Below are 24,972 nucleotides of genomic sequence, written 5' to 3' on the forward strand. Positions count from 1 at the left end.
GGCGCCGGCCGGAGCCGACACGACGTCGGACCAGAGCCGACACGACATGGGGGACGCGGCATGACCGACGGCAACCACAACGGCGCGGGGCACGAGCAGGAGAACGTGCCCAGCCGGCAGCGCAGGCGCTTTCCCGGCATCTCCTCCCGGGCCTACGAGCACCCCGCGGACCGCTCGGCCCTGGTGGCCCTGCGCAAGCTCACCGGCTTCGACACGGTCTTCAAGGCCCTCAGCGGGCTGCTGCCCGAGCGCAGCCTGCGACTGCTTTTCCTCTCGGACTCGGTACGCGTGTCCGACGCCCAGTTCGCCCACCTGAACACCATGCTCCGGGACGCCTGCTACATCCTGGACCTGGAGAAGGTCCCGGCGATGTACGTCCAGCAGGACCCGAAGCCGAACGCCATGTGCATCGGGCTCGACGAGCCGATCATCGTGGTCACCACCGGCCTTGTGGAACTCCTCGACGAGGAGGAGATGCGGGCGGTCGTCGGCCACGAGGTGGGCCACGCCCTCTCCGGCCACTCCGTGTACCGCACGATCCTGCTGTTCCTGACGAACCTCGCCCTGAAGGTGGCGTGGATCCCGCTCGGCAATGTCGCGATCATGGCGATCGTGACCGCGCTGCGCGAGTGGTTCCGCAAGTCCGAGCTGTCCGCGGACCGCGCGGGCCTCCTCGTCGGCCAGGACCTGCAGGCGTCCATGCGCGGCCTGATGAAGATCGCGGGCGGCAACCATCTGCACGAGATGAACGTGGACGCGTTCCTGGAGCAGGCCGAGGAGTACGAGGCCGGCGGCGACCTGCGCGACTCCGTACTGAAGATCCTGAACGTGCTGCCGCGCTCGCACCCCTTCACCACCGTGCGCGCCGCCGAGCTGAAGAAGTGGGCCGCGACCCGCGACTACCAGCGCATCATGGACGGCCACTACCCGCGCCGCGACGAGGACCCGGACACCTCGGTCACCGACTCCTTCCGCCAGTCGGCGTCGGCGTACGCGGAGGACGTGCGCACCAGCAAGGACCCGCTGATGAAGCTGGTCTCCGACATCGCGGGCGGCGCCGGCGACCTGGGCGGCAAGCTGCGCGGGAAGTTCACCGGACAGGCCGGCGGCGGCAACGCGCCCGGGGACCCCGGGGGCAGCACCTCGGGCCGCCCCACCGACGGCCCCGACAGCCCCGACAGCCCCGACAGCCCCAAGTAGGCCGCTCACACCCTGGGCTGTGCCGCCCCCGCCAGCGTCCCGCACAGCGCCGTCGCGTCCCCCGTCGCGTACGGGTCGGTGCCCGCGGGCCCGCCTGCCTTCGCCCGCTGGTCCGCGAGCAGCGGGCGAAGCACCCGGGTGGTGTCGGCGGCGCAGGCGAGCGGTCCCGCCTGGAGGTAGGAGACGAGCAGTTCGGCCTGGTGCATGCGCAGGTCGTCGCGGTCGAAGCGGAAGTGCAGCGCGCGCCGGACGGTGAAAAGCGAGGCCCGCGCGCGCTGGTCGGTGCGGGCGGGCCGGAGCGCGTAGACGAAGGTGTGGTCGGAGGAGACCTCCAGGGTCCCCTTGTCCGTCTCGGCGGCCCGCAGGGTGCCCTGGACGCGCACCCCCGGGTCGGCGAGCGCCGTCTTCGCCGGGTCGAACCGCACCATCCAGCCGGTGGGCGCGTGCCGGCCGTCGGCCGCCGGGTGGGCGAGGCTGCGGTCGAACTGGTCGAGCTGGCCCGGGTCGAGCAGGACGCGGGGCGAGCGCACGGCGCGGCCCATGAGCACGTCCGGGTCGAGGGAGGACTCGACCAGGTAGTCCTTGGCGGTGGTGAGCGCGGAGAGGACCTGGTCCTCGGAGAAGTGGGCGGTGCGCCGGGTGGCGGGCAGGTTGATGCCGCCGGCGCCGACGCGGAACTGTGCGGCGGGGCTCTTGGCGAACAGGGCGGCCACCTTCGCCGAGCCGGGCACGCGGCCCTGGGGCGCGAGCGGGATGACGGTCATCCGCAGCGGGTCGGGGCGCTTGGCGGCGGGGCTGCCGTAGGGGTGCCGTACGCCCATGTAGATCGCGGTGCCGAAGGCGACGGCGATGAGGACGACGAGGACGACGAGCTGGCGGGAGAGGCGGCGGTGCGGGCTCGCCCTGCGGCGCACGGCGCGCGCGTGGTCGCTCATGCGCTCGCGCGCGGAGAACTCCTGCAGTCGCGCAGCGCGCACGAACGACTCGTCGAAGACGACGGATCGGTACTCGTCCTCACCTCCGGGAGCGCCCTCGGGTGTCCCCGCAGGTGGTTCTCCTGGACCGCCCATACCTTCAGGGTAGGTCTCCGGGCGTCGAGGTAAACGCCGTGGTACACGACAACTTCTGACAACTGCTCACGTCCGTGGCGCAGTTGGGCGCACGGGCGCGGCGAGGGTGCGGACGGGACGCGAACCGGGCGCGAACTGGACGCGGACAGGGGCTTTCGCCGTCAGGGGGTACGGGGTTCCGCAGGGACCGGGGACTGGCCGAACTCCGCCGACGCGGAGGGGGTTCCGGCGTCGCCGGGGCCCGCGTTCTGCTCGATCTCGGTGGTGGCGGGCGGGGGTATCCGGTCCTGGCGGCCGGACGCCGCTCCGCGGTACACCGCGGCGAAGGCGAAGGCGACCATGCCTATGCCGAGGACGAGGGCGAGCATCCAGGCGACGGGGCGGTGCCAGCGAACCTGGGGGTTGCGGCGGCCGTAGCGCCCGTGACCGCCGTGACCGCCTTCCAGGAAGTCCCGGTCGTCGGCGTACTCGCCGTATGCGGCGTAGTCGGCGTAGTCGGCGTAGTCGGGCCCGAACTCGCCGTTGCCGTCCGGGCCGTACCCGTCGTGGTACGGATGCCCGTCGTGGTCGTTGTAGTCGTTGTAGTCGTTGTCCCGTCTTCCCGTGCCGCGGCGGCGGGTGCGGCCGCGGCGGGACTCGGTCTCGGACGCCTCGGCGCGTGCCTGGGCGGCGGCGAGCAGCCGCTCGACCGCGGTGGGCTCATGGATCTCGGCGGCGCGCACGAAATCCTCGTCGAAGACCACGGAGGCGAACTCCTCGTCCGCATCCCCGTGGTCGCGGTCGTCGTCGGGCTCCCAGCCGTCGGGAAACGGCATGCCCCCCACGTCCTCCGGCACGCGTCCAGCGTAGACCTGAAGTGGGCAATTTGGGCAGACGGCAAGGGAATTCAGGCGGCTGTCACCGCACGTGACCGTCGCCCGTCACGATGTACTTCGTCGACGTGAGTTCCGGAAGGCCCATCGGTCCCCGCGCGTGCAGCTTCTGCGTGGAGATGCCGATCTCGGCGCCGAAGCCGAACTGGCCGCCGTCGGTGAACCGCGTGGAGGCGTTCACGGCGACCGTCGTGGAGTCCACGAGCTGCGTGAACCGGCGCGCGGCCTGCTGCGAGGTGGTGACGATGGCCTCGGTGTGGCCGGAGGTCCACAGCCGGATGTGTTCGACGGCCTGCTCCAGGGAGTCGACGACGGCGGCCGCGATGTCGTACGAGAGGTACTCGGTCTCCCAGTCCTCGGTGGTCGCGGGCACGACGGTCGCCTTGGAGCCCCCGGCGTACGCCTGGACGCGCTCGTCGGCGTGCACGGTGACCCCGGCCTCGGCGAGCGCGTCGAGGACGCGGGGCAGGAAGGCGTCGGCGATGTCGGCGTGCACGAGCAGGGTCTCGGCGGCGTTGCAGACGCTGACGCGGTGCGCCTTGGAGTTGATGAGGATCTCGACGGCCATGTCGAGGTCGGCGTGGGCGTCCACGTACACATGGCAGTTGCCGGTGCCGGTCTCGATGACGGGGACGGTGGACTCCTCGACGACGGTCCTGATCAGGGAGGCGCCGCCGCGCGGGATGAGCACGTCGACGAGACCGCGGGCCCGCATCAGCTCGCGTACGGAGTCCCGGTTCTCGCCCGGCACCAACTGGACGGCGTCGGCGGGCAGGCCCGCGCCGTGCACGGCGTCGCGCAGGACGCGCACCAGGGCGGTGTTGGACTCGTACGCCGATGACGAGCCGCGCAGGAGGACCGCGTTGCCGGACTTCAGGCACAGGGCGGCCGCGTCGACCGTCACGTTCGGGCGGGCCTCGTAGATGATGCCGACGACGCCGAGGGGGACGCGGACCTGGCGCAGGTCGATGCCGTTGGGCAGGGTGGAGCCGCGCACGACCTCGCCGACCGGGTCGGGCAGGGTGACGACGTCCCGTACGTCGGAGGCGATGGCGCGGACGCGCTCGGGGGTGAGGGTGAGGCGGTCGACGATGGCCTCGCTGGTGCCGGCCTCGCGGGCCCGCGCGACGTCCTTGGCGTTGGCCTCGACGATCTCCGCCGTACGCACTTCGAGGGCGTCGGCGACGGCGAGCAGCGCGTCGTCCTTCTCGGCGCGCGGCAGTGGCGCGAGGGTGGCCGCGGCGGCGCGGGAGCGGTAGGCGGCCTGGGCGACCGGGGTCATGTTGTCGTACGGCGAGAGCGGCGAGGGCGCGGTCATGAGGGCAGCGTAACCTCGCGCCGGTGGGCGTCCGGTCGGTGTTCCGCAGTGCGAGACGTCACACGGGCGGCTCGCCGGGCTCCGGTGGAAGCGGTGAGACTGGCTGGTATTGACCGTCCCCGGAAGAACCCCGTAACCCCGGCGGGCGTCGGGCACGTCCCGGAGGGCCCCGGTACGCCCCCGTGGACTTCGGGGCGCCCCCGTGAACCTCGGGGCGCCCCCGTGAACCCGGCTAGAACGGGTGGACGCCGACCGGCGTCGCGGGCAGCGGTCCGTACCCCTCGGCGATCCGCTGGTGATACGTGTCGCGGTCGATCACTTCGAGCCCGACGATCTCCCACGGCGGCAACTGGGCGCTCTGCCGGTGCTCGCCCCACAGGCGCAGCGCCACCGCGGCGGCGTCGTGCAGGTCACGGGCCTCTTCCCAGTAGCGGATCTCCGCGTGGTCCTGGGCGTATCTGCTGGTGAGCAGAAAGGGGTGGTCGTGGGCGAGCTGTTCGAGGCCGCGCCGTACCTCCGCCAGCGGTGTCCTGGCACCGGACACGCTCAGCGTGACGTGCCAGAGGCGGGGCGCGTCGGACGGCTCGCCCTCGCGCGGCTGCTCGTGGGGCAGGTGGTCGCTGCTCCCGTCCGTGTCGCCGGTGTATGCCGCCCCCGCGGCGACGCTGGTCAGCGCGCGCTCAGCCGGTCCGCGGGACGCCGCCCCCGGGCGCACTCGTCTCACGACGGCCTCCTTCAACCAGTGGTGGTGCGGACATGCGACGGTCGTTATGCAAAGGTCATGCGGAACTGCCCTCGCAACAAAGTTGAGCAGGACAAGAGGTCCCGCGGGGCGGTTTCGCGGAGTTTCACCTCACGCGTGCCCGCCGTGACACGGCGTTCGCGCCTGTTTTCGGCCTGATTTCCGCTGGTGTCCGCGAGGCCGCCGGGGATAGTGGTGCACCTCTCGGCGGGCCGGGTGGTGCACCACTGGCCGTCGGCGCGGTGCACCGCCGTCAATGGGTCAGGGGTGGAGCAGGACGAGGTCGTCCCGGTGCACCACTTCGCGCTCGTAGGCGGGGCCTAGCTCACGGGCGAGCTCGCGCGTGGAACGGCCGAACAGGCGCGGCAGCTCCTTGGCGTCGAAGTTCACCAGGCCGCGCGCCACGGCCCGCCCCGCGGGGTCCCGCAGCTCCACCGGGTCGCCCGCGATGAACTCGCCCTCCACCGCGGCGACGCCCGCGGGCAGCAGCGACTTGCGGCCCTCGACGACCGCCCGTACCGCCCCGTCGTCGAGCGTGAGCGCCCCGCGCGGCGCGGACGCGTGCTGGAGCCAAAGGAGGCGGTCCGCGGAGCGGCGTCCGGTGGGGCGGAAGTAGGTGCCGGTGTCGCGGCCCGCGAGCGCGTCCGCGGCCTGGCTCGCCGAGGTGAGGACCACGGGGATACCGGCGGCCGCGGCGATCCGGGCCGCCTCCACCTTGGTGACCATGCCGCCGGTCCCGACACCCGCCTTGCCCGCGCTGCCGATCTTGACGTGCGCGATGTCGGCGGGACCCGCGACCTCGGCGATCCTCGCGGTGCCGGGGGCGGCGGGGTCGCCGTCGTAGAGGCCGTCCACGTCCGAGAGCAGGACGAGCAGGTCGGCGCGGACGAGGTGGGCGACGAGGGCGGCCAGACGGTCGTTGTCGCCGAAGCGGATCTCGTCGGTGGCCACCGTGTCGTTCTCGTTGACGACGGGCAGGGCGCCCATCGCGAGCAGCTTGTCGAGGGTGCGCGACGCGTTGCGGTGGTGGGCGCGGCGGCTGGTGTCGTCGGTGGTGAGCAGCACCTGGCCGACGCGTACGCCGTAGCGTGCGAAGGACGCGGTGTAGCGGGCGACGAGCAGGCCCTGGCCGACGCTCGCGGCGGCCTGCTGGCGGGCCAGGTCCTTGGGGCGGCGGCGCAGGCCGAGCGGGGCGAGCCCGGCGGCGATGGCACCGGAGGAGACGAGCACGACCTCGCGCTCTCCCCCATCCCTTCCCTGGATGCCGTTCTTTCCCTGGATGCCGTTCTTTCCCAGGATGCCGTTCCTGCTCTTGGCGAGTACGTCCACGAGCGCGTCCACGCGGTCCGCGTCCAAGCCGCCCGTCGCAGTCGTCAGGGACGACGACCCGATCTTGACGACGACGCGGTGCGCCCCGGCGACGTCCGCCCGTTCTGCTGCCCCTGTCACGCGCTTCCCCAATGATCCCCGTGTGCTGTGGACCAGCAATGTACGTGAGCGGGCGACGGCCGCGCCCGCGCGTTTCGCTGGGCGGACAGGGCCTTCGCGGAGCCGGAAGAAGCCAGAGGGGCCGAATTCGGGCCCTGCGGTTTCATGACCTTTGCCCCTGTATTCGGTGATTGGCGTCACGGAAGATTGCTACGGAGGCACCGACCGTCATACGGTCAGGGGTCTCCCACTCATCCGCAGCTCCCCCCGAGTTTCCCCCAGCTTCCTCTCGTCTTTCCCCCTTCTGCCCTCTTCTGCCCCCTTCCGACCGCCCCCGCCAGGAGCCCAAGCCCGTGCCCTCCGCCGGACTCGCCCCCCGCCGCGTCGTACAGCTCATCGCGCTGCTCTCGATGCTCGCACTCTTCGCGGCGCAGCTCGTGACCGCGCTCGTGCCGTACGTCCCGGTGTTCGTCGCCGCGTCGGCCGCCAACCTCGCGCTCGACATCTATCTGCAGTACAAGCAGCCGGGTCTGCTCTCCCTCCTCGGCAAGATCCGCTTCGATGTCACCGTCCGGCAGCTCCTGCGCGACATGCTGGTCCTGGTCGGTCTGCTGCGCATCGACGACATCGACCCGCTCGCCGAGCAGTCGCCGCTGACCATCGCGCTGCTCGCCTTCTACGCGCTGCACTTCGGCTGCCAGGCCGTCGCCGTCGTGGTGCGCCGCGCGCGTACGCTGCCGATCGTCACGCGCAACATCGACGCGTCCGCGCTGCGCCTGAGCGCCGCCCCGCCGCGCATCCTGGCCCGCCAGCAGGCCCGCAGGCTGCTCACCTTCTCCGTGCCCGCGACAACTGGCCTGCTCGTGACGGCCGCCACCACCCACGCGTACTGGGGCGGCATCGGCCTCGGCGTCTCCCTCGTCCTGATGGGCGGCGGCGCGGTGTATCTGGCGACCTGGATGCTGCCGAAGAAGCGGGCGAAGGCCGACGAGGCCGTCATCGAGTGGCTCGACCGCTGGCTTTCCGACTACAAGCCGACGGTCGCGATGTACTTCTCCGGCGGCACCACGTCCGCCTACCAGGCGAACATGTGGCTCTCCACGCTCTCCCAGCTCGACGGCAAGCCGCTGATCGTGCTCCGTGAGCGCTTCATGGTGCAGAAGATCGACTCCACGGATGTGCCGATCATCTGCTTCCCGAAGGTCGCCACGATGTTCTCCCTGGAGACGTCGACGCTGAAGATGATGCTGCACCCCGCGAACGCCGCGAAGACCTCCCAGGTCCTGCGCATCCCCTCGCTCAAGCACGCGTTCATCAACCACGGCGAGAGCGACAAGCTGTCCTCCTGCAACCCGTACGCGAAGGCGTACGACGAGGTGTGGGTGGCGGGCCCCGCGGCCCGCGAGCGCTACCAGCTCGCCGACATCGGTGTCGAGGACAAGGACGTGGTCGAGGTCGGCCGCCCCCAGTTGTCCCCGATCCGGCCGTACGCGGGCGCGCCCACGGGTGCGTTCACGACCGTCCTGTACGCGCCGACCTGGGAGGGCTGGGACGGCAACCCCGGCAACACCTCGGTCGTCCTCGCGGGCGAGAACATCGTCCGGCACCTGCTCGCCGACCCCGGTGTGCGTCTGATCTACAAGCCGCACCCGATGACCGGCTCCCAGGTCCCGGCCGCCGGTGCCGCCAACGAGCGCATCAAGGCCATGATCCGCGAGGCCAACGCGCGGCGCTCCGGCGCCCGCCCCGGCCCCGAGGCCGCGGCCGAGCTGGCCCGTCGCACGGAGGCCCTGGACCTCCTCACGGCGAAGTCCTTCCGCAGCAGCGCGGACGAGATGGAGCGGATGATGCTCCAGGGCACGCCGGACGGCGACAGCCGGTCCGCGGTCGCCGAGGCGACCGCGGCCTGGGAGTCGGCGTACTGGGCCTCGCTGCCCGAGTGGGAGCACCAGGTCATCACCGAGTCCCGCCCGGCGATCTTCTCCTGCTTCAACCAGGCCGACCTGCTGATCAGCGATGTCTCCTCGGTCGTCTCCGACTGGCTCAGCAGCGAGAAGCCGTACGCCGTCGCCAACACCTCGGGCCTGTCAGAGGCGGACTTCCGCGCGGGCTTCCCGACGGTGCGCGCCGCGACGATCCTCGCGCCCGAGGCGGACGGCATGCCCGCCCTCCTGGAGGCCGTGCGCTCCCCGGAGAAGGACGTGTACGCGGAGTCCCGCGCCGAGCTGAAGGAGCACCTCCTCGGCCCGTCAGACCCGCCCTCCATCGTCCGCTTCAACGCGGCGGCCCTGGCCCTGTGCGCCAAGTCCGACGACCGTCGCGCCCGCGCCGAGTCCCGGGTGGAGGCGGAGATCCCCGCCCAGCGTGACGAGTCCACGGAGACGGTGGACGCGGCGGAGGCCGCGATGGACGCGGATCCTACGGAGGAGCTGGAGTCGGCGTAACTGGCCGTGGGCCTTGGGCGGGCGGCAGCCGTCTGTCCCGCCGCTCCGCGGCGGGACTCTCCCGCCCACCCGCCCGTCACTGTCGGACCCGACTCGCCGCACGAACAGCGAAAGGCCCCGGAACAGTTTCGTTCCGGGGCCTTTGCCGACCCGACGGCAAGCCGGGCCCGACCGTGACGGCTGTCGCCCCGGCCGAGGCCCACGGCCAGTAGCCGTCTAGAAGGGCTTGAAGTCGTCGTAGGCCTGCTCCGCCTCGTCGCGCTCCGCGTCCCGGTCCCGGCGGCGCTGGGCGGCGGGACGGGGCGCCTCGAAGCGGTGGTCCTCACCGCGGCGCCCGAGCATCTCGGCGCCCGCGGACATCGTCGGCTCCCAGTCGAAGACGACGGCGTCGTCCTCGGGGCCGATGGCCACGCCGTCGCCCGCGCGGGCACCGGCCTTCATCAGCTCGTCCTCGACGCCGAGCCGGTTCAGCCGGTCCGCGAGGTAGCCGACGGCCTCGTCGTTGTTGAAGTCGGTCTGGCGGACCCAGCGCTCCGGCTTCTCGCCGCGCACGCGGTACACGGCCTCGCCGCCGTCCTCCTCGCGGGTGACGGTGAAGCCCGTGTCGTCGACGGCCTTCGGCCGGATCACGATCCGCGTCGCCTCCTCCTGGGGCTTCGCGGCCCGCGACTCGGCGACGAGCTCGGCGAGCGCGAAGGACAGCTCCTTGAGGCCCTTGTGGGCGACCGCGGACACCTCGAAGACGCGGTAGCCGCGCTCCTCCAGGTCGGGCCTGACCAGGTCGGCGAGGTCCTGGCCGTCGGGGATGTCGACCTTGTTGAGGACCACGAGACGCGGCCGGTTCTCCAGGCCCGCGCCGTACTCGCGCAGCTCCGCCTCGATCACGTCGAGGTCGGAGACGGGGTCGCGGTCGGACTCCAGCGTGGCGGTGTCCAGGACGTGTACGAGGACGGAGCAGCGCTCCACGTGGCGCAGGAACTCCAGGCCGAGGCCGCGGCCCTGGCTGGCGCCGGGGATGAGGCCCGGCACATCAGCGATGGTGTAGACCGTGGAGCCCGCGGTGACGACGCCCAGGTTGGGCACGAGCGTCGTGAACGGATAGTCCGCGATCTTCGGCTTGGCCGCGCTGAGCACGGAGATCAGCGAGGACTTGCCCGCGCTCGGGTAGCCGACGAGCGCGACGTCCGCGACCGTCTTGAGCTCCAGGACGATGTCACCGCCGTCGCCGGGCTCGCCGAGCAGCGCGAAGCCGGGTGCCTTGCGGCGGGCGGAGGCGAGCGCGGCGTTGCCGAGGCCCCCGCGGCCGCCCTGGGCCGCGACGTACGACGTGCCGTGGCCGACGAGGTCCGCGAGGACGTTGCCCTGCTTGTCCAGGACGACGGTGCCGTCCGGCACCGGCAGGACCAGGTCCTGGCCGTCCTTGCCGGAGCGGTTGCCGCCCTCGCCGGGCTTGCCGTTGGTGGCCTTGCGGTGCGGGCTGTGGTGGTAGTCCAGGAGAGTGGTCACGGACTGGTCCACGACCAGGGTGACGTCGCCGCCCCGGCCGCCGTTGCCGCCGTCCGGGCCGCCGAGCGGCTTGAACTTCTCACGGTGGACGGAGGCACAGCCGTGGCCCCCGCTACCCGCGGCGACGTGCAGCTCGACGCGGTCCACGAAGGTGGTCATGGTTCGGTGCCTCCAGTTACATACGGAAATGTCTACTGCGTAACACGCGAAAGGCGGACCCGCTTCCCGGAAACCGGGAAGTCAGGTCCGCCCTCGCGAAGAAAATCGCTCTACGGCGCCTCAAGCCCTCGGGAAGGGGACTCAGGCGACCGGAACGATGTTCACGACCTTGCGGCCACGGTGGGTACCGAACTCCACCGCACCGGCGTCCAGCGCGAACAGGGTGTCGTCCTTGCCGCGGCCGACGCCCGAGCCCGGGTGGAAGTGGGTGCCGCGCTGGCGGACCAGGATCTCACCGGCGTTGACGGTCTGACCGCCGAAGCGCTTCACGCCGAGCCGCTGAGCATTGGAATCGCGCCCGTTCCGAGTGGACGATGCGCCCTTCTTGTGTGCCATCTTGTCTCAGTCCCTTACTTCGCAGCCGTGGGGATGCCGGTGACCTTGATCGCCGTGTACTGCTGACGGTGACCCTGGCGACGGCGGTAGCCGGTCTTGTTCTTGTAGCGAAGGATGTCGATCTTCGCGCCCTTGTGGTGGTCGACGACCTCGGCCGTGACCTTGATGCCGGCAAGGACCCACGGGTCGCTGGTCACGGCTTCGCCGTCCACAACGAGCAGGGTCGAGAGCTCGACCGTGTCGCCAACCTTGGCGGTGGGAATCTTGTCAACCTCAACGATGTCGTCGACAGCAACCTTGTGCTGGCGACCACCGCTGCGCACGATGGCGTACACGCGGATCTCTCTTTCGCTCGGAACGGGACCCCCGCAGTCCAGCCGCCCCGCGCCGAGGGCACGAACGGCCTCTCCCGGAAACCGGAAGGAATGAGAATCCGGAAGGAATGAGGTTTACAGGGGTTGGGCGCGCATAGGAACACGCCGACGATCCAGATTACGGGGCTCGTCCGTACGGGTCAAACCGGGTCCGCCCCGCTCTCACCTGGTGGGCTTCTCACCGTCCGGCGGCAGCGGCTTCACACCGCGGCACAGGTCCGTCCTGTCGGCGGTGCCCGGCCAGGCCACCTTCCTCACCCGGTCGAAGTGGGTGCGGTACGTGTCGTGCACCGAGCCGTCGTCGACCTTCACGATCACCTCGTCGTTCTCGCGCAGCGCGGGCGCCGTGTAGTTCTGCGAGCCGGTGAAGGAGACCTTGTTCCGCTTGCCGGCGTACACGCCGTCGATGAGGACGTACTTGTTGTGGATGATGTACGGAGTGGTGAGCTTCCGGCCGGGTGCGAGCGGGTCCCGGTCGTCGTTGTAGCAGCGCAGGGACGGGCCGCCGGGCTTGTGCAGGGCCTCCCAGGTGCCAGGGGTGCCGTCCTGGCTCCTGGCGCTGTCCGTCTCGGCGTACACCAGGTCGACGGCGCACCCGGCCTTCTTCAGGGACACCAGCTTGTCCGCGATCTGCTTGCGCGTGATCTTGAAGATGGAGGCGCGGACCTTGGTCCGCCGCTCGACGCCGTTCGCGTCCTTGTAGGTGCACGAGACGTTGTTCAGGACCGAGTACATGGTGTCGGTCTCGTTGACCGTGCCCTCGCGCGGGAAGAAGTACGTCTTGTAGAGCCCGTTGCTGGCCGTGCGGTAGTCCCAGCCCCGCCAGTTCCCGCGCAGCATGTCGTCGAAGTACTCGGCGAACGCGTCGTACATCGCCGGGTTGTCAGGGAGCAGCAGCGCGTCGTTGAAGAACTTGGTGTGGGCGGACGGCGTGGCGTTCGACGTGGTCTGTACGACGACGTCCCGGGCGCCCGCGACCTCGGAGAACAGCCAGAACTTGTTGTGCATGATCGACTTGCCGTGCCGCGGGTCGCCCAGGCACGACTTGTCCGTGGGACACAGCGAGACGAAGGACTTCTTGCTCCGGTCGGTGCCCAGCGACGACGCCAGCTCGGGGTACGAGGGGTTGTTCGGCCGGTCCGTGCGGCTCGTGGAGTCCAGCAGGATCTGGACGTCGACGCCGCGCCGGCGGGCGTTCAGGAGCGCGTCGACGACCGGGGACTCCCACAGGTGGTAGACGGCGGCCTTGATGGTGGAGCCGGGTACCGCGGCGTCGGTGAGCCGGATCAGGCGGGTGCGGATGGCGTGCTGGGCCTCGTCCGTGCCGAGCGGGTCGTTGAAGACCGGGCCCTCGGTCCAGGCCGGGGTCGCGTCCGCGGGGGTGGCGGGCGGGGTGGCGGCGGCCGGGCCCGTGCCTGCCGTGCCTTGCAGGGTCGCCGCCGCGGAGAGCGCCGTGGCCAGTGCCGCGGCTCGGCGTCCTGCCCTGCGCGGGGTCGTGGCGCGGTGGCGGCCCGTGCCGCTCAGGCGCTGCTGCGCCATGGTGTGTTCCTCCCCTGACGCGGCGCGCGGTCTCCCCTCGGCGCGGCCCGCGTCATGTCCTTGCGGTCAATAAACCGGACGAGTCTTACAGGCGGAGGACTGGGTTCCAAGTGGCGGATGGAAAGCGTGCGTTCGGGGGCGAGGTTTGTCTTTGTGGGGGTTGGGAGTGGCCGGGTTTGACTTGAGTTGGCTGTGGGTGGGCTCGGGCTGACATGGGCTGGCTGGGGTCGACTTGCGTTGGCTGGGGGTGGGCTCGGGCCGACTTGGGCCGGCTGGGGGTGGGCTCGGGCCGACTTGAGCCGGCTGGGGGTGGCTGTGCCTCGCGGGGCGCCCCAGGCCCGCCCATTTCCCGAAACCATGGGCTGCCGCCCCTGGACCCCGCCGGGGGTGGGTGTCCCGCGCGGGCGGGACTCACCACCGCCGATCGCGCTGCGCGCTCGTCCTCAAACGCCGGACGGGCTGAAACTCACCCCGCCGCCCCGGCATCACACCGCGCCGCGCTACGCCACCTCCGCACCCATCACGCCGATGCGCCAGGGGCGGTTGGGGGCGGCGGGACGGGTGCGGCGTGTGCCGGGCTGGGGGCCTGGACACACCGGTGCCCCCGGACGGCGGGTTCGCCGTGCGGGGGCACCGGTGGGGTGGCGTGTGGCCGGGGTCAGCCCGCGTCGGCCGGGGCCGTGGCCTCGGCCTGCTGCTGCTCCGCCGCGACGGCCTTCTTCGCGGTCTTCTTGGCCGGTGCCTTCTTGGCGGCCGCCTTCTTGGCCGGTGCCTTCTTCGCCGCCGTCTTCTTGGCGGTCGCCTTCTTGGCGGCCGTCTTCTTGGCGGCGGGCTCCTTGGTGACCGTCTCCTTGGCGGCGGCCTCCGAAGCGGTGGCCCCTGTAGCGGCGGCCTCCGTAGCGGAGGTCTCCGTAGCGGGAGTCTCCGAGGCGGCCGTCTCCTTGGAGGCGGCCTTCTTCGTCGCCGTCTTCCTGGCCGCGGTCTTCTTCGTCGCGGCCTTCTTGGCGGTCGCCTTCTTGACCGACTTGCGTGCGGCCTTCTTGGCGGCCGGAGCCGCCTCCTCAGCGGTGTCGGCGGCAGCGGGCGGCTGCTCCGCGGTGGGCCCGGCAGGTGCCGGGGACTCCGTGGACGCGGCCGGCTTGTCCGGCGACGGTACGACCATGACGGCCGTCTCCGCGGACGCGGTCGGCGCGGTCGCCCTGCGCACCGCACGACGGCGCGGACGGGCCGCGGGCGCCTCGGCGGCCGGCGCGGCCACCGCTTCCTCGGCAGCTTCGGCCACCGCGGGCACCGGCCTTGCCGGCTCCGCGATGATCACCTCGGCGCTGTCGGCCGCCGCCTTCGGCGAACCGGCCGGAGCCGTCGCCTTACGGGTCGCACGCCGACGCGTACGCCCCTTGGGAGCCGCGTCGTCCTCGACGGCCACCGGAGCCTCGGCCACAGCCGCAGTCGGCTCCGCGACAGGAGCGACGGGGGCTGCGGCGGTCTCCGCCACCTCCGCGCTCTTCTCGGTCTCCGCGGTCTCCGCGGTCTCCGCGGTCTCTTCAAGGGGGGCCGACGCCTCCACGGCGTCCGCGTCCGCCTCCGCCCTCGCCCTGGCCCTGGCCGCACGGGACTTGGCCTTCTTCTCCGCCCGTCCGGCCTTCTCGGCCCTCTCAGGACGTTCGGCGGACGGGGTCGGCTCCGTGGTCTCGGCCGCCTCCGTCTCCGTCTCCGACCTGGGCGCACCCGCAGGAGCCGACGCACGGCGCGTGGCACGGCGCCGCGAACGGCCGCGGGAAGCGGCTGCCTCGGCCTCGGCCGGGCTGCCGTACAGCTCCTCGTCGGGCACGAACGCCGGCTCGGGCAGCGCGATCGGCTCCGCGATCTCCGCGGCGACCTCGGCCACCGTCTCGTCGGCCTCATGCGTGTACTCGTGGGTGTGCTCGTGCGTACCGGCCTGGTCGCCGCGCCCGCGCTTCTTGCGCTTGCCGCCGCCACCCGCGGTCGTGGCCTGGTCCATGTGGACGATGACACCGCGGCCGTTGCAGTGCACGCAGGTCTCGGAGAAGGACTCCAGGAGACCCTGGCCCACCCGCTTGCGGGTCATCTGGACCAGGCCGAGCGAGGTGACCTCGGCGACCTGGTGCTTCGTCCGGTCCCGGCCCAGGCACTCCAGCATCCGCCGAAGCACCAGGTCCCGGTTGGACTCCAGGACCATGTCGATGAAGTCGATGACGACGATGCCGCCCAGGTCGCGAAGGCGGAGCTGGCGCACGATCTCCTCGGCCGCCTCCAGGTTGTTCCTGGTGACGGTCTCTTCGAGGTTGCCGCCCTGACCGGTGAACTTGCCGGTGTTGACGTCGATCACGATCATCGCCTCGGTCTTGTCGATCACGAGGGAGCCGCCCGAGGGCAGCCACACCTTGCGGTCGAGCGCCTTGGCGAGCTGCTCGTCGATCCGGTACGTCGCGAAGACGTCGACCTCGGACGTCCACCGCTGGAGGCGGTCCGCCAGGTCGGGCGCGACATGCGCGACGTAGCCGTGGATGGTCTCCCACGCCTCGTCACCGCTGACGATGACCTTCGAGAAGTCCTCGTTGAAGATGTCGCGGACCACGCGGACGGTCATGTCCGGCTCGCCGTACAGCAGGCTCGGCGAGCTGGTCGTGGACATCTTCGACTTCTTGAGGATGTCCTCCCACTGCCCCTGCAGGCGCTCCACGTCGCGGCGCAGCTCGTCCTCGCTCGCGCCCTCGGCGGCGGTGCGCACGATGACGCCCGCGTCCTCGGGGACGATCTTCTTGAGGATGGTCTTCAGGCGCGCCCGCTCGGTGTCGGGAAGCTTGCGGCTGATGCCGGTCATCGAGCCCTCGGGCACATAGACCAGGTACCGGCCGGGCAGCGAGACCTGGCTGGTCAGACGGGCGCCCTTGTGGCCGATCGGGTCCTTGGTGACCTGTACGAGTACGGACTGCCCCGACTTCAGGGCGGACTCGATGCGGCGCGGGCCGTTGGCCATGCCGAGCGCCTCGAAGTTGACCTCACCGGCGTACAGGACGGCGTTGCGGCCCTTGCCGATGTCGATGAAGGCGGCCTCCATCGACGGCAGGACGTTCTGCACCTTGCCCAGGTAGACGTTGCCGACGTACGACGTCGACTGCTCCTTGTTGACGTAGTGCTCCACGAGGATGTTGTCCTCAAGGACGCCGATCTGGGTGCGGTCGCCGTTCTGACGGACGATCATCTCCCGGTTGACCGCCTCGCGGCGGGCCAGGAACTCGGCCTCGGTGATGATCGGGACCCGGCGGCGGCCCTGCTCGCGGCCCTCGCGGCGGCGCTGCTTCTTCGCCTCCAGACGCGTGGAGCCCTTGATGGACTGCACCTCGTCCGACGGGGCGTCGTCGCCCTTCTTGCGCGGCTCGCGGACCTTGACGACCGTACGCTCCGGGTCGCCGTCGCCCGGCTCGCTCTCGGCGTGGTCACCGGCACGGCGCCGACGGCGACGGCGGCGACGGCTGCTGCTCGAGCCCCCGCCGGACTCCTCGGAGTCCTCGGCTTCGTCGGCCCCGTCGGCGCTGTCGGCGTCGTCGGCGGCCTCATCGGCCTCGTCGGTGTCGTCGGTGTCGTCGGCGGACGGGGAGTCCTCGTCCGCGTCGGCCGACTCACCGCGACGGCGGCGACGGCCACCGCGGCGGCGGCGCCGACCGTGCCGCTCGCCGCCGTCCTCGCTGTCCGCGTGGTCCGCGTGGTCGTTGTCCGCGGTGTCCTCGGCCGCGGAGGCGTCGTCGACGGCGTCCTCGGTCTCCGCTGCGGGCTCCTCGACCGCGGCCTCCGCGGCGGGCACGACGGGCTCGTCGGCCGACTCGGCGGGCGCCGCGGCGGCGGGCTGCTCGTCCGCGGCGCGACGGCGGCGACGGCGGCGCGGGGTGGTCTCCTCCTCGGCGGCGGGCGCGGCCTCGGCGGGCTGCTCGGCCGCTTCGGCGGCGGCCGCGGCGGCGGCGCGCTCCGGGGTCTGGAACATCGGCTCGGCGAAGACCGGCGCCTGGAAGACGGCGACAGCGGGCCGGGCGGGGCGCCGCTCGGAGCCGTCATCGGACTGCGCGGCAGGACCGGCGGGAGCCGTGAAACCGGCGGCGGCCTTACGGGTGGCACGACGCCGCGCACGACCACGCGGCGCGTCGGCCTCGGCCTGCTCGGGGGCGTCGGCCGCGCGGGCGGCCCGCCCGCGCGGGGCGGCTTCGGTCTGCTCGGTCTGCTCCGGCGCCTCGGTCCGCACGGCCTCGGCGGCCTGCGCGTCGGCGCCCGCGGCGGCGCGGGTGGCACGACGCCGGGCACGACGCGGCGCGGCGTCCGCCTCAGCGGCGGGGACCTCGTCGCCCTTCGTCTCGGCGACGTCCGCGGCCTGCGGGGCCTCGGCGGCCTGCACGGTGTCCTCGGCCTGCGCATCGGCAACAGGCGCCGACGCACCACGCGTGGCACGCCTACGCGAACGACGCGGCGCAGCATCCGCCTCAACGGCAGCGGGAGCCTCGTCAGCCCCGCCCTCGGCGACATCCGCAGCCTGCGGGGCCTCAGCGGCCTGCACAGTGTCCGCAGCCTGCGCCTCAGCGACCGGCGCGGACGCACCACGCGTCGCACGCCGACGCGAACGACGCGGCGCAGCATCCGCCTCAACGGCGGCAGCGGGGGCCTCGTCAGCCCCGCCCTCGGCGACATCCGCAGCCTGCGGGGCCTCAGCGGCCTCCACAGTGTCCGCAGCCTGCGCCTCAGCGACCGGCGCGGACGCACCACGCGTGGCACGCCTACGCGAACGACGCGGCGCGGCGTCCGCCTCAACGGCGGCGGGAGCCTCGTCAGCCCCGGCCTGCGGGGCCTCGGCGGCCTCCACGGTGTCCGCAGCCTGCGCATCGGCAACAGGCGCGGACGAACCACGCGTCGCACGCCTACGCGAGCGACGCGGCGCAGCATCCACCTCAGCGGCGGCAGCGGGGGCCTCCGCCTGCGTGGCGGGCTCAACAACGCTCTCGGTGCCGCCGGTGCTCTCGGCAGCGGCGGCCACCGGCTGCTCAGCCGCCGCGGCGGACTGCGGCGAACCGGCGGGTGCGGAAGCACGGCGGGTCGCACGACGACGCGTACGCGCGGGCGCGGCCTCCTCGGCGGCCACCGGCTCAGCGGGGGCAGCGGCCACCGGCTCGGCGGCGGCAGGCTCGGCAGCGGGCGTCTCGGCCGCGACCGGCTCGGCGGCCGAGACCGCGGCGGGACCGGCGTCGGCGGACTGCGGCGAGCCGACGGGCGCGGACGCGCGACGGGTCGCACGGCGACGCGTACGCGCGGCGGGCGCGGTCTCCTCGGCGGCGGCCACCGACTCAGCGGCGGCCACCGGCTCAGCGGCGGCGGCAGACTCGGCACCAGGAGCACCCGGCGCAGCCGGTGCAGCCGGTGCAGCCGGTGCAGGAGTCTCGGAAGACGCTGCGGCGGCCTCGGCCGTCTCCTCCAGCTCCTCGGCGTCCACGTCGGCCTCGACCTCGGGGTCGACGGAAGCGGCGGCGGGGGCGGCCGGTATGGCCGGCGCGGCGTCCGTGGCGTTGCCCGCGGGCGGGCCCGCGGGACGCGACGCCGCCCGGCGCCTGCGGCGCGGGGGCAGGGTGTCGCTGGGGGTGCTGTTGTTAGAACCCTCAGTGGGGTCGTTCGGCTCAAGCATGCGGGCGGTTCTCCCGTCACGCTCCCGGGCGCCGCGCCTGTACCGGAGGTATCCGCGGCTCGCGCTGCTGCGCGGGGCCGCCGTCCGGGGGGCGTGGGCGCCGCACGGGAGCTCTCTGTGTCTTGTCACCGGTTCCGTATGCCCCTTGGGCGTACGGCCTGGCGAAAGTCTTCTGTCGGTGCGCCGCCCGACCCAGGTGGCTCCCGAGTACGAGGGTGGCGCTGCGGTGTTTCCGGCGAGCGTCCCCGCGCGGGACCTTCCTTACGCCGGCGCCGTCGCGGTGGCAGAATCGGCGGCCCCTGATCGGGGGTGCCGATCGGCCGGGGCGGCCGTGACTGCCTCGCGGTCGGGCGCGAGCGGGTCGGTCACCGTGCCGGTCTCGTCATCGAAAAGCCCCTGCGCCAGCCTGGTCACCGCTGCGGGGACCGGCGGCGCCAGGTCGGCCACAGCTCGGAGACCGGACAGGACGTCGTCGGGTCGGACGGCAGGCGTCACGTGCCGTACAACCAGCCGCAGTATCGCACAGGGCTTGTCGCTCGGCCTATCGGCACGGGAGGCGAGCACCTCCGCGCCGACGGTTTCCAGGCTCACCACGGCGGCGCGGGCGTCGAAGGTCCGCATGCCGTTCTTCGTGCGGCGCTGGACCTCGACGGTGTCGGCGGCGCGGAAGGCGGCCGCGGCACGCTCGGCTGCCGCGGGCTCCACGCCGTCCAGACGCAGCTCCCACACGGAGGCGGTGAGCCGGTCGGCGAGGCCCGAGGTGCGGGCCTCGACGGCGTCCGTGATGTCGAGCCCGTCGGGCAGCGACTCGTCGAGCAGCTCCCACAGCTTGCGCGGGTCGCGGTGCTCGGTGAGCGCGATCTCCAGATACTCCGCCTCACTGCCCGTGCCGGTGGGTGCGGCATTGGCGTACGACACCTTCGGGTGCGGAGTGAACCCCGCCGAGTACGCCATGGGCACCTCGGCGCGGCGCAACGCCCGCTCGAAGGCGCGCTGGAAGTCACGGTGGCTGGTGAACCGGAGGCGGCCGCGCTTGGTGTAGCGCAGTCGGATGCGCTGCACCGCGGGTGCGGGCGGCGGGCCTTCGGGCTGTCGCTTGCCCAGTGGAACTTCTCCTCGTGTACGCGGTCCGAGACGCTGCCCCCGCATCGGCGGGGAGCACGTCCGGGCCGGCGCTTGTCCAGTGGCGTAGTGCCGGACCACCCCCGCGCCGGCGGGGACATTTCGCGCCGTTCCCTCTGCCTAGAGTACGCGCTTCGCGTCCGCGGGTCCCCTCCGGGCCTGCGGCACCTCACCTACCGGTACCCGCTCCTTCGGCGCGCCGAACAGGGCCCGCCGCACATCGGCGCGGGCCTGGCGCACGCTCTCCCGGGCGGCGGCGACGGCCTGGCGGGTGCTGCGGCCCACGGCCCGTGCGGCGTCGGCGGCGGGCCGCCACACCAGGTCGCGGACGGCGTGTCCGACCGGGGTGAGCGCGCTGCGGTACACCCAGCGGGCGGGGTTGACGAAGATCCACCGAAGGAGCTGCCCCAGGAACCGCCAGACGGCCCGCGACACGTACCCGGCGACCCGCCAGGCGTGCCCGAGCGCGGCCCCGATCTCCCGCGCCACGACGGCGACGCCCCGCCCGACGGGCGCGAGCACCCAGCGCCAGAGGGCCACCGCGGGCACCACGAAGATCCACCGCAGCAGTGTCCCCACCACGAGCACGATGCCACGCAGCAGCCACCCGACCCCGGCGGCCACCCCACGCGCGGCCCACGCGACCGCCCGCCCCACAGGAGCGAGCACCCAGGTGTAGAGCGCCACCGCGGGCACCACGAGCAGCATCCGCAGCGCCCAGAAGACCCCCCGCCCGAGCCCCGTGGCCCCGGCGGCAAGCATCCGCGCCACCCAGGCGAGACCGTGCCCGAGGGGGGTGAGGACATGCGCGTACAGCCACACCGCGGGCACCACCAACAGCATCCGCAGCAGCCATCCGACGCCGACGGCGACCGGCACGACCACGTACCGCCACAGCCCCACCCAGGGCCAGACGAAGAGACACTTGCCGACGAACACCACGGCGAACCCCAGCGCCCGGCCCACCGGAGCGAGGACGTACCGCCACAGCGCGCTCAGCGGCACCACCACGAGCATGTGCCCCAGCCGGCCGAGCGCCCGGCCGACGGGCCGCAGCACGGTGTCCCGCAGCACGCGTCCCACGACGACGAGCGCGTCCCACAGCAGCCGCACCGGCACCACGAGGACAAGGGCGAAGAGCCGTACCGGCAGTCGGATCGCCACCACGAGACAGCCCTCCGCCTGCGTGGCGGGCATCTCCGGCAGCGGCGGCGCCTGCGGCGCAGGAGGGGGTGCGGGGGCCGACTCCGCCACCGGCGTCGCGGGCCGTGTCCCCAGATCCGCCGCGGGCCGTTTTTCCAGATCCATGTCGTCCTAGACGCAGGCGGAGCCGCCTTGGCTCCGCAAATCCGCGCCCACCTCGGCGTTGGCCGAGGTGGGCGACACGTTTGCGGGGTGCGGGAAGGTCAGCTCGTCACCGGCGTCTTGTTGACCACGGTGAGCGGCAGCATCTTCTTGCCGGTGGGGCCGACCTGGATCTCCGTCTGCATGGCGGGGCACACACCGCAGTCGAAGCAGGGCGTCCAGCGGCAGTCGTCGACCTCGGTCTCGTCGAGCGAGTCCTGCCAGTCCTCCCAGAGCCAGTCCTTGTCGAGGCCGGAGTCCAGGTGGTCCCAGGGCAGGACCTCTTCGTAGGTGCGCTCGCGGGTGGTGTACCAGTCGACGTCGACGCCCATCGCGGGCAGCGTCTTGTCGGCGCAGCTCATCCAGCGGTCGTAGCTGAAGTGTTCGCGCCAGCCGTCGAAGCGGCCGCCGTCCTCGTAGACGGCGCGGATGACGGCGCCGAGGCGGCGGTCGCCGCGGGAGAGCAGGCCCTCGACGATGCCGGGCTTGCCGTCGTGGTAGCGGAAGCCGATGGAGCGGCCGTACTTCTTGTCACCGCGGATCTTGTCACGGAGCTTCTCCAGGCGGGCGTCGGTCTCCGCGGAGGAGAGCTGCGGGGCCCACTGGAAGGGGGTGTGGGGCTTGGGCACGAAGCCGCCGATCGACACCGTGCAGCGGATGTCGTTCGAGCCGGAGACCTCGCGTCCCTTCTGGATGACGTTCATCGCCATGTCGGCGATCTGCAGGACGTCCTCGTCGGTCTCGGTGGGCAGGCCGCACATGAAGTACAGCTTCACCTGACGCCAGCCGTTGCCGTAGGCGGTGGCGACGGTCCTGATCAGGTCCTCTTCGGAGACCATCTTGTTGATGACCTTACGCATGCGCTCGCTGCCGCCCTCGGGGGCGAAGGTGAGGCCCGAGCGGCGGCCGTTGCGCGTCAGCTCGTTGGCGAGGTCGACGTTGAAGGCGTCCACGCGGGTGGACGGCAGGGACAGGCCGATCTTGTCCTCTTCGTACCGGTCCGCGAGGCCCTTGGCGATGTCGCCGATCTCGGTGTGGTCGGCGGAGGACAGGGAGAGCAGGCCGACCTCTTCGAAGCCGGTCGCCTTCAGACCCTTGTCGACCATCTCGCCGATGCCCGTGATGGAGCGCTCGCGCACCGGGCGGGTGATCATGCCCGCCTGGCAGAAGCGGCAGCCGCGCGTGCAGCCGCGAAAGATCTCCACGGACATGCGCTCGTGGACCGTCTCGGCGAGCGGGACCAGGGGCTGCTTGGGGTAGGGCCACTCGTCGAGGTCCATGACGGTGTGCTTGGACACGCGCCACGGGACACCGGACCTGTTCGGTACGACGCGGCCGATGCGGCCGTCGGGGAGGTACTCCACGTCGTAGAACCCGGGGATGTACACCGAGCCCGTCTTCGCGAGGCGGAGGAGGACCTCCTCGCGCCCGCCGGGGCGGCCCTCGGCCTTCCACTTACGGATGATCTCCGTCATGTCGAGCACGGCCTGCTCGCCGTCGCCGATGACCGCCGCGTCGATGAAGTCGGCGATCGGCTCGGGGTTGAAGGCCGCGTGGCCGCCCGCGAGCACGATCGGGTCGTCGATCGTCCGGTCCTTGGCCTCCAGGGGGATGCCCGCGAGGTCCAGGGCGGTGAGCATGTTCGTGTAGCCGAGCTCGGTGGAGAAGCTCAGGCCGAACACGTCGAAGGCCTTCACCGGGCGGTGGCTGTCCACCGTGAACTGCGGGACCTCGTGCTCCCGCATCAGCTCCTCCAGGTCCGGCCACACGCTGTACGTGCGCTCGGCGAGGACGCCCTCGCGCTCGTTCAGTACCTCGTACAGGATCATGACGCCCTGGTTGGGCAGGCCCACCTCGTACGCGTCCGGGTACATCAGGGCCCAGCGGACGTCGCACTCGTCCCACGGCTTGACGGTGGAGTTGAGTTCACCGCCTACGTACTGGATCGGCTTCTGCACATGCGGGAGCAGGGCTTCGAGCTGCGGGAAAACCGACTCGACAGACATCGCTGGACCTTCGTGAGCTGACAGGGGTGACCCTCAAGCCTAACGTGGCCGAGGGCCACCTCTCGTCACACGATCGGACCAGCACGGACCAGCACGGACCAGCACGGGCCAGCACGACCCTGTGCCCCGCCGGATCAGCCGCCGAGCGCCGAGCGCACCTTCGGCCGCGCGGCCCGCTCCCACACCTCGGGCAGCTCCCGCTCCCCCGCGGCCGCGGTCGCTTCCTCCCTGCCGTACAGCAGGCCCCAGACGAACGCGGACTCCCCCGCGGCGTGTGCCTGGACCGCCAGGTCCCGCAGGGTCTCGCGGGCGACCACGCTGTCCTGGTGTTCGCCGAGCACCGTCTGTACGGCCTTCATGCGCTTGGCGAAGCGGGCGGCGGGCTTGCCGAGGGCGGGCCGCGCCGCCTCGCCCGCGTACCGGGCGCGCTTGGCGGCCTTGCGGGCCTCGTGCAGGGCCGTGTCCCGCTCCTGGCCGGGGGCGAGGGCGAGGGCGTCGCCGACGCGGCCCGCGAGCCGGCCGTAGTCCTTGAGCAGGATTCCCGGCAGGACGTCGCCGGCGGGGGCCGCGGCGGCCTCGCGCAGCGGCGGGTCGGCGAGGAGGGCGTCGAGGCGGTCGACGAGCCGCAGATAGCGCTCGCTGTCGAGGACGGCGAGCGTGAGCTGCCGGGCGTCGGCGCGGCCCGCGACCCCCCAGACCTGCAACCGGGCCCGCACAGGGCCGAGGAGCAGGGTGCGGGGCACGTCGTCGACGGCGGCCGTGAGGCGTTCGAGGAGGACTTCGCGGTCGCGGTCCACGCCCAGTTCGGCGGCCAGCCACTTCAGTTCGTCGCCCAGGGGGTCGGTGACCGTGCGGTCGAGTACCTTGCGGTACGACTTGAAGGCGCTGCGCAGTCGGCGTGTCGCCACGCGCATCTTGTGGACGGAGTCGGGCAGGTCCTGGCGCACGGCGACGTCCCACGACAGCAGGGCGTCGCGCTGCTTGCGGCAGTAGGCGAGGACGTGGCCGCCCGCCGACCCGTCGGCGGGCCGTGGCTTCTCGCGCGCCGGGTCGCCGCCCGCCCTGCCGGGTCCGCCCGTCGCCGTCTCGGCCAGGGCCCGCGCCAGCTTCGACGCCGCAGTTGAGGGCCTGACGCCCGCCTTGCGCAGCTTCTTGTCCACCTTGTCGAGCAGGGCCGGGTCGCCGCCGTCGGCCAGTTCGACCTCGATCTCCGTCCAGGCGACGGTGCCGGAGCCGGTGCCGAGCCGCTCGGCGAGCACGCCGTCGACGCTGATCTCGGCGAGCACGGTGCCGTCCCCGCCGAGGAGGTGGTGGACGTCGCGGGCGGAGCGCAGGCGGACGACGGGTGCGAGGTCGGCGCCGCGTACGTGGACGCGGACGAGGTCGCGCAGGGCGTCCGGCACGTCATCGGAGCCGGCGTCGGCGTCGGCGTCGGCGAGCGGCGCGTGCACCTCGTCGCGGGTGCCGTGGGCGACGGGCAGTTTCAGATGCCAGCCCGCGTCGGCGCCGCCGGTGCGGCGGCGCAGCGTGATGGAGGCAGCGGCGAGGCGTTCGTCGGGGGTGTCGTAGTAGACGGCGTCGAGGTCGGTGACGCCCTGGCCCACGACGTCGGCGATGCCGCCGACGCCGGTGAGGTCGGGCAGCGCGCCGTCGGCCGCCGCGTCGTACTTCCGCTCGATCTCGCGCTTGGTCCTGGTACCGGTTCGGGGCTTCCTGTCCGCTTCGCTCTTGGTGTCCGCCATGACATGAACCTAGACGGGATCCGGGGA

Annotated in this window: 16 protein-coding genes; 2 read left to right on the top strand and 14 right to left on the bottom strand. The window is 72.5% G+C overall.

Annotated elements, in window-relative coordinates:
* Positions 1-60: 60 nt before the first annotated feature.
* Entirely contained in the window at positions 61-1,200 is a 1,140-nt protein-coding gene (locus IG78_RS0117230) for a M48 family metallopeptidase (protein WP_030564020.1), read from the top strand.
* 5 nt (positions 1,201-1,205) lie between these two features.
* On the opposite strand, the gene IG78_RS0117235 is transcribed toward IG78_RS0117230, so the two are convergent.
* The 5 genes from IG78_RS0117235 to proB all read right to left on the bottom strand — a co-directional run bounded on the left by IG78_RS0117235 (position 1,206) and on the right by proB (position 6,651).
* Positions 1,206-2,270, bottom strand: a complete 1,065-nt coding sequence (locus IG78_RS0117235) for an SCO2583 family membrane protein (protein WP_030564022.1) — start codon at positions 2,268-2,270, stop codon at positions 1,206-1,208.
* 161 nt (positions 2,271-2,431) lie between these two features.
* Positions 2,432-3,106, bottom strand: coding sequence for an SCO2584 family spore wall biosynthesis protein (locus IG78_RS0117240; protein WP_030564024.1), 675 nt, complete (start codon positions 3,104-3,106; stop codon positions 2,432-2,434).
* A gap of 61 nt (positions 3,107-3,167) precedes the next feature.
* The gene (locus tag IG78_RS0117245; protein ID WP_030564026.1) at positions 3,168-4,460 is read right to left on the bottom strand and encodes a glutamate-5-semialdehyde dehydrogenase; all 1,293 of its coding nucleotides are present in this window, start codon (positions 4,458-4,460) and stop codon (positions 3,168-3,170) included.
* A 232-nt stretch (positions 4,461-4,692) separates the two neighbouring features.
* Entirely contained in the window at positions 4,693-5,184 is a 492-nt protein-coding gene (locus IG78_RS0117250; RefSeq protein WP_030564028.1) for a hypothetical protein, read from the bottom strand.
* Positions 5,185-5,463: 279 nt separating this feature from the next.
* Complete coding sequence (gene proB, locus IG78_RS0117255) at positions 5,464-6,651, bottom strand: glutamate 5-kinase (RefSeq protein WP_030564030.1); 1,188 nt, start codon at positions 6,649-6,651, stop codon at positions 5,464-5,466.
* A 332-nt stretch (positions 6,652-6,983) separates the two neighbouring features.
* On the opposite strand from proB, the gene IG78_RS0117260 reads away from it, so the two are divergent.
* Complete coding sequence (locus tag IG78_RS0117260) at positions 6,984-9,074, top strand: hypothetical protein (RefSeq protein WP_030564032.1); 2,091 nt, start codon at positions 6,984-6,986, stop codon at positions 9,072-9,074.
* Positions 9,075-9,290: 216 nt separating this feature from the next.
* On the opposite strand, the gene obgE is transcribed toward IG78_RS0117260, so the two are convergent.
* The 9 genes from obgE to IG78_RS0117310 all read right to left on the bottom strand — a co-directional run bounded on the left by obgE (position 9,291) and on the right by IG78_RS0117310 (position 24,945).
* Entirely contained in the window at positions 9,291-10,739 is a 1,449-nt protein-coding gene (gene obgE / locus IG78_RS0117265; protein WP_030564035.1) for a GTPase ObgE, read from the bottom strand.
* Between the two features lie 141 nt (positions 10,740-10,880).
* Positions 10,881-11,135 carry a 50S ribosomal protein L27 gene (gene rpmA / locus IG78_RS0117270; protein WP_030564037.1) on the bottom strand — a complete coding sequence of 85 codons (255 nt, stop codon included), beginning with the start codon at positions 11,133-11,135 and terminating at the stop codon, positions 10,881-10,883.
* Positions 11,136-11,149: 14 nt separating this feature from the next.
* A complete protein-coding gene (rplU, locus tag IG78_RS0117275) occupies positions 11,150-11,470 on the bottom strand; it encodes a 50S ribosomal protein L21 (protein ID WP_030564039.1) in 321 nt (106 codons plus the stop codon).
* A gap of 201 nt (positions 11,471-11,671) precedes the next feature.
* Entirely contained in the window at positions 11,672-13,048 is a 1,377-nt protein-coding gene (locus IG78_RS0117280) for a phospholipase D-like domain-containing protein (RefSeq protein ID WP_030564041.1), read from the bottom strand.
* Positions 13,049-13,706: 658 nt separating this feature from the next.
* Positions 13,707-18,731: an Rne/Rng family ribonuclease gene (locus tag IG78_RS42240; RefSeq protein WP_078965213.1), complete on the bottom strand. Its 5,025-nt coding sequence runs from the start codon at positions 18,729-18,731 to the stop codon at positions 13,707-13,709.
* 261 nt (positions 18,732-18,992) lie between these two features.
* Positions 18,993-19,793, bottom strand: a complete 801-nt coding sequence (locus IG78_RS0117295) for a TIGR03936 family radical SAM-associated protein (RefSeq protein WP_030564045.1) — start codon at positions 19,791-19,793, stop codon at positions 18,993-18,995.
* A 180-nt stretch (positions 19,794-19,973) separates the two neighbouring features.
* Entirely contained in the window at positions 19,974-21,161 is a 1,188-nt protein-coding gene (locus IG78_RS42245; RefSeq protein ID WP_430739027.1) for a hypothetical protein, read from the bottom strand.
* A gap of 98 nt (positions 21,162-21,259) precedes the next feature.
* Positions 21,260-23,203 carry a TIGR03960 family B12-binding radical SAM protein gene (locus tag IG78_RS0117305; RefSeq protein WP_030564047.1) on the bottom strand — a complete coding sequence of 648 codons (1,944 nt, stop codon included), beginning with the start codon at positions 23,201-23,203 and terminating at the stop codon, positions 21,260-21,262.
* Between the two features lie 134 nt (positions 23,204-23,337).
* Entirely contained in the window at positions 23,338-24,945 is a 1,608-nt protein-coding gene (locus IG78_RS0117310) for a CYTH and CHAD domain-containing protein (protein WP_051852720.1), read from the bottom strand.
* Positions 24,946-24,972 lie beyond the last annotated feature (27 nt).

Origin of the sequence: Streptomyces aureocirculatus (assembly GCF_000720475.1) — a bacterium.
Lineage (GTDB): Bacteria > Actinomycetota > Actinomycetes > Streptomycetales > Streptomycetaceae > Streptomyces > Streptomyces aureocirculatus.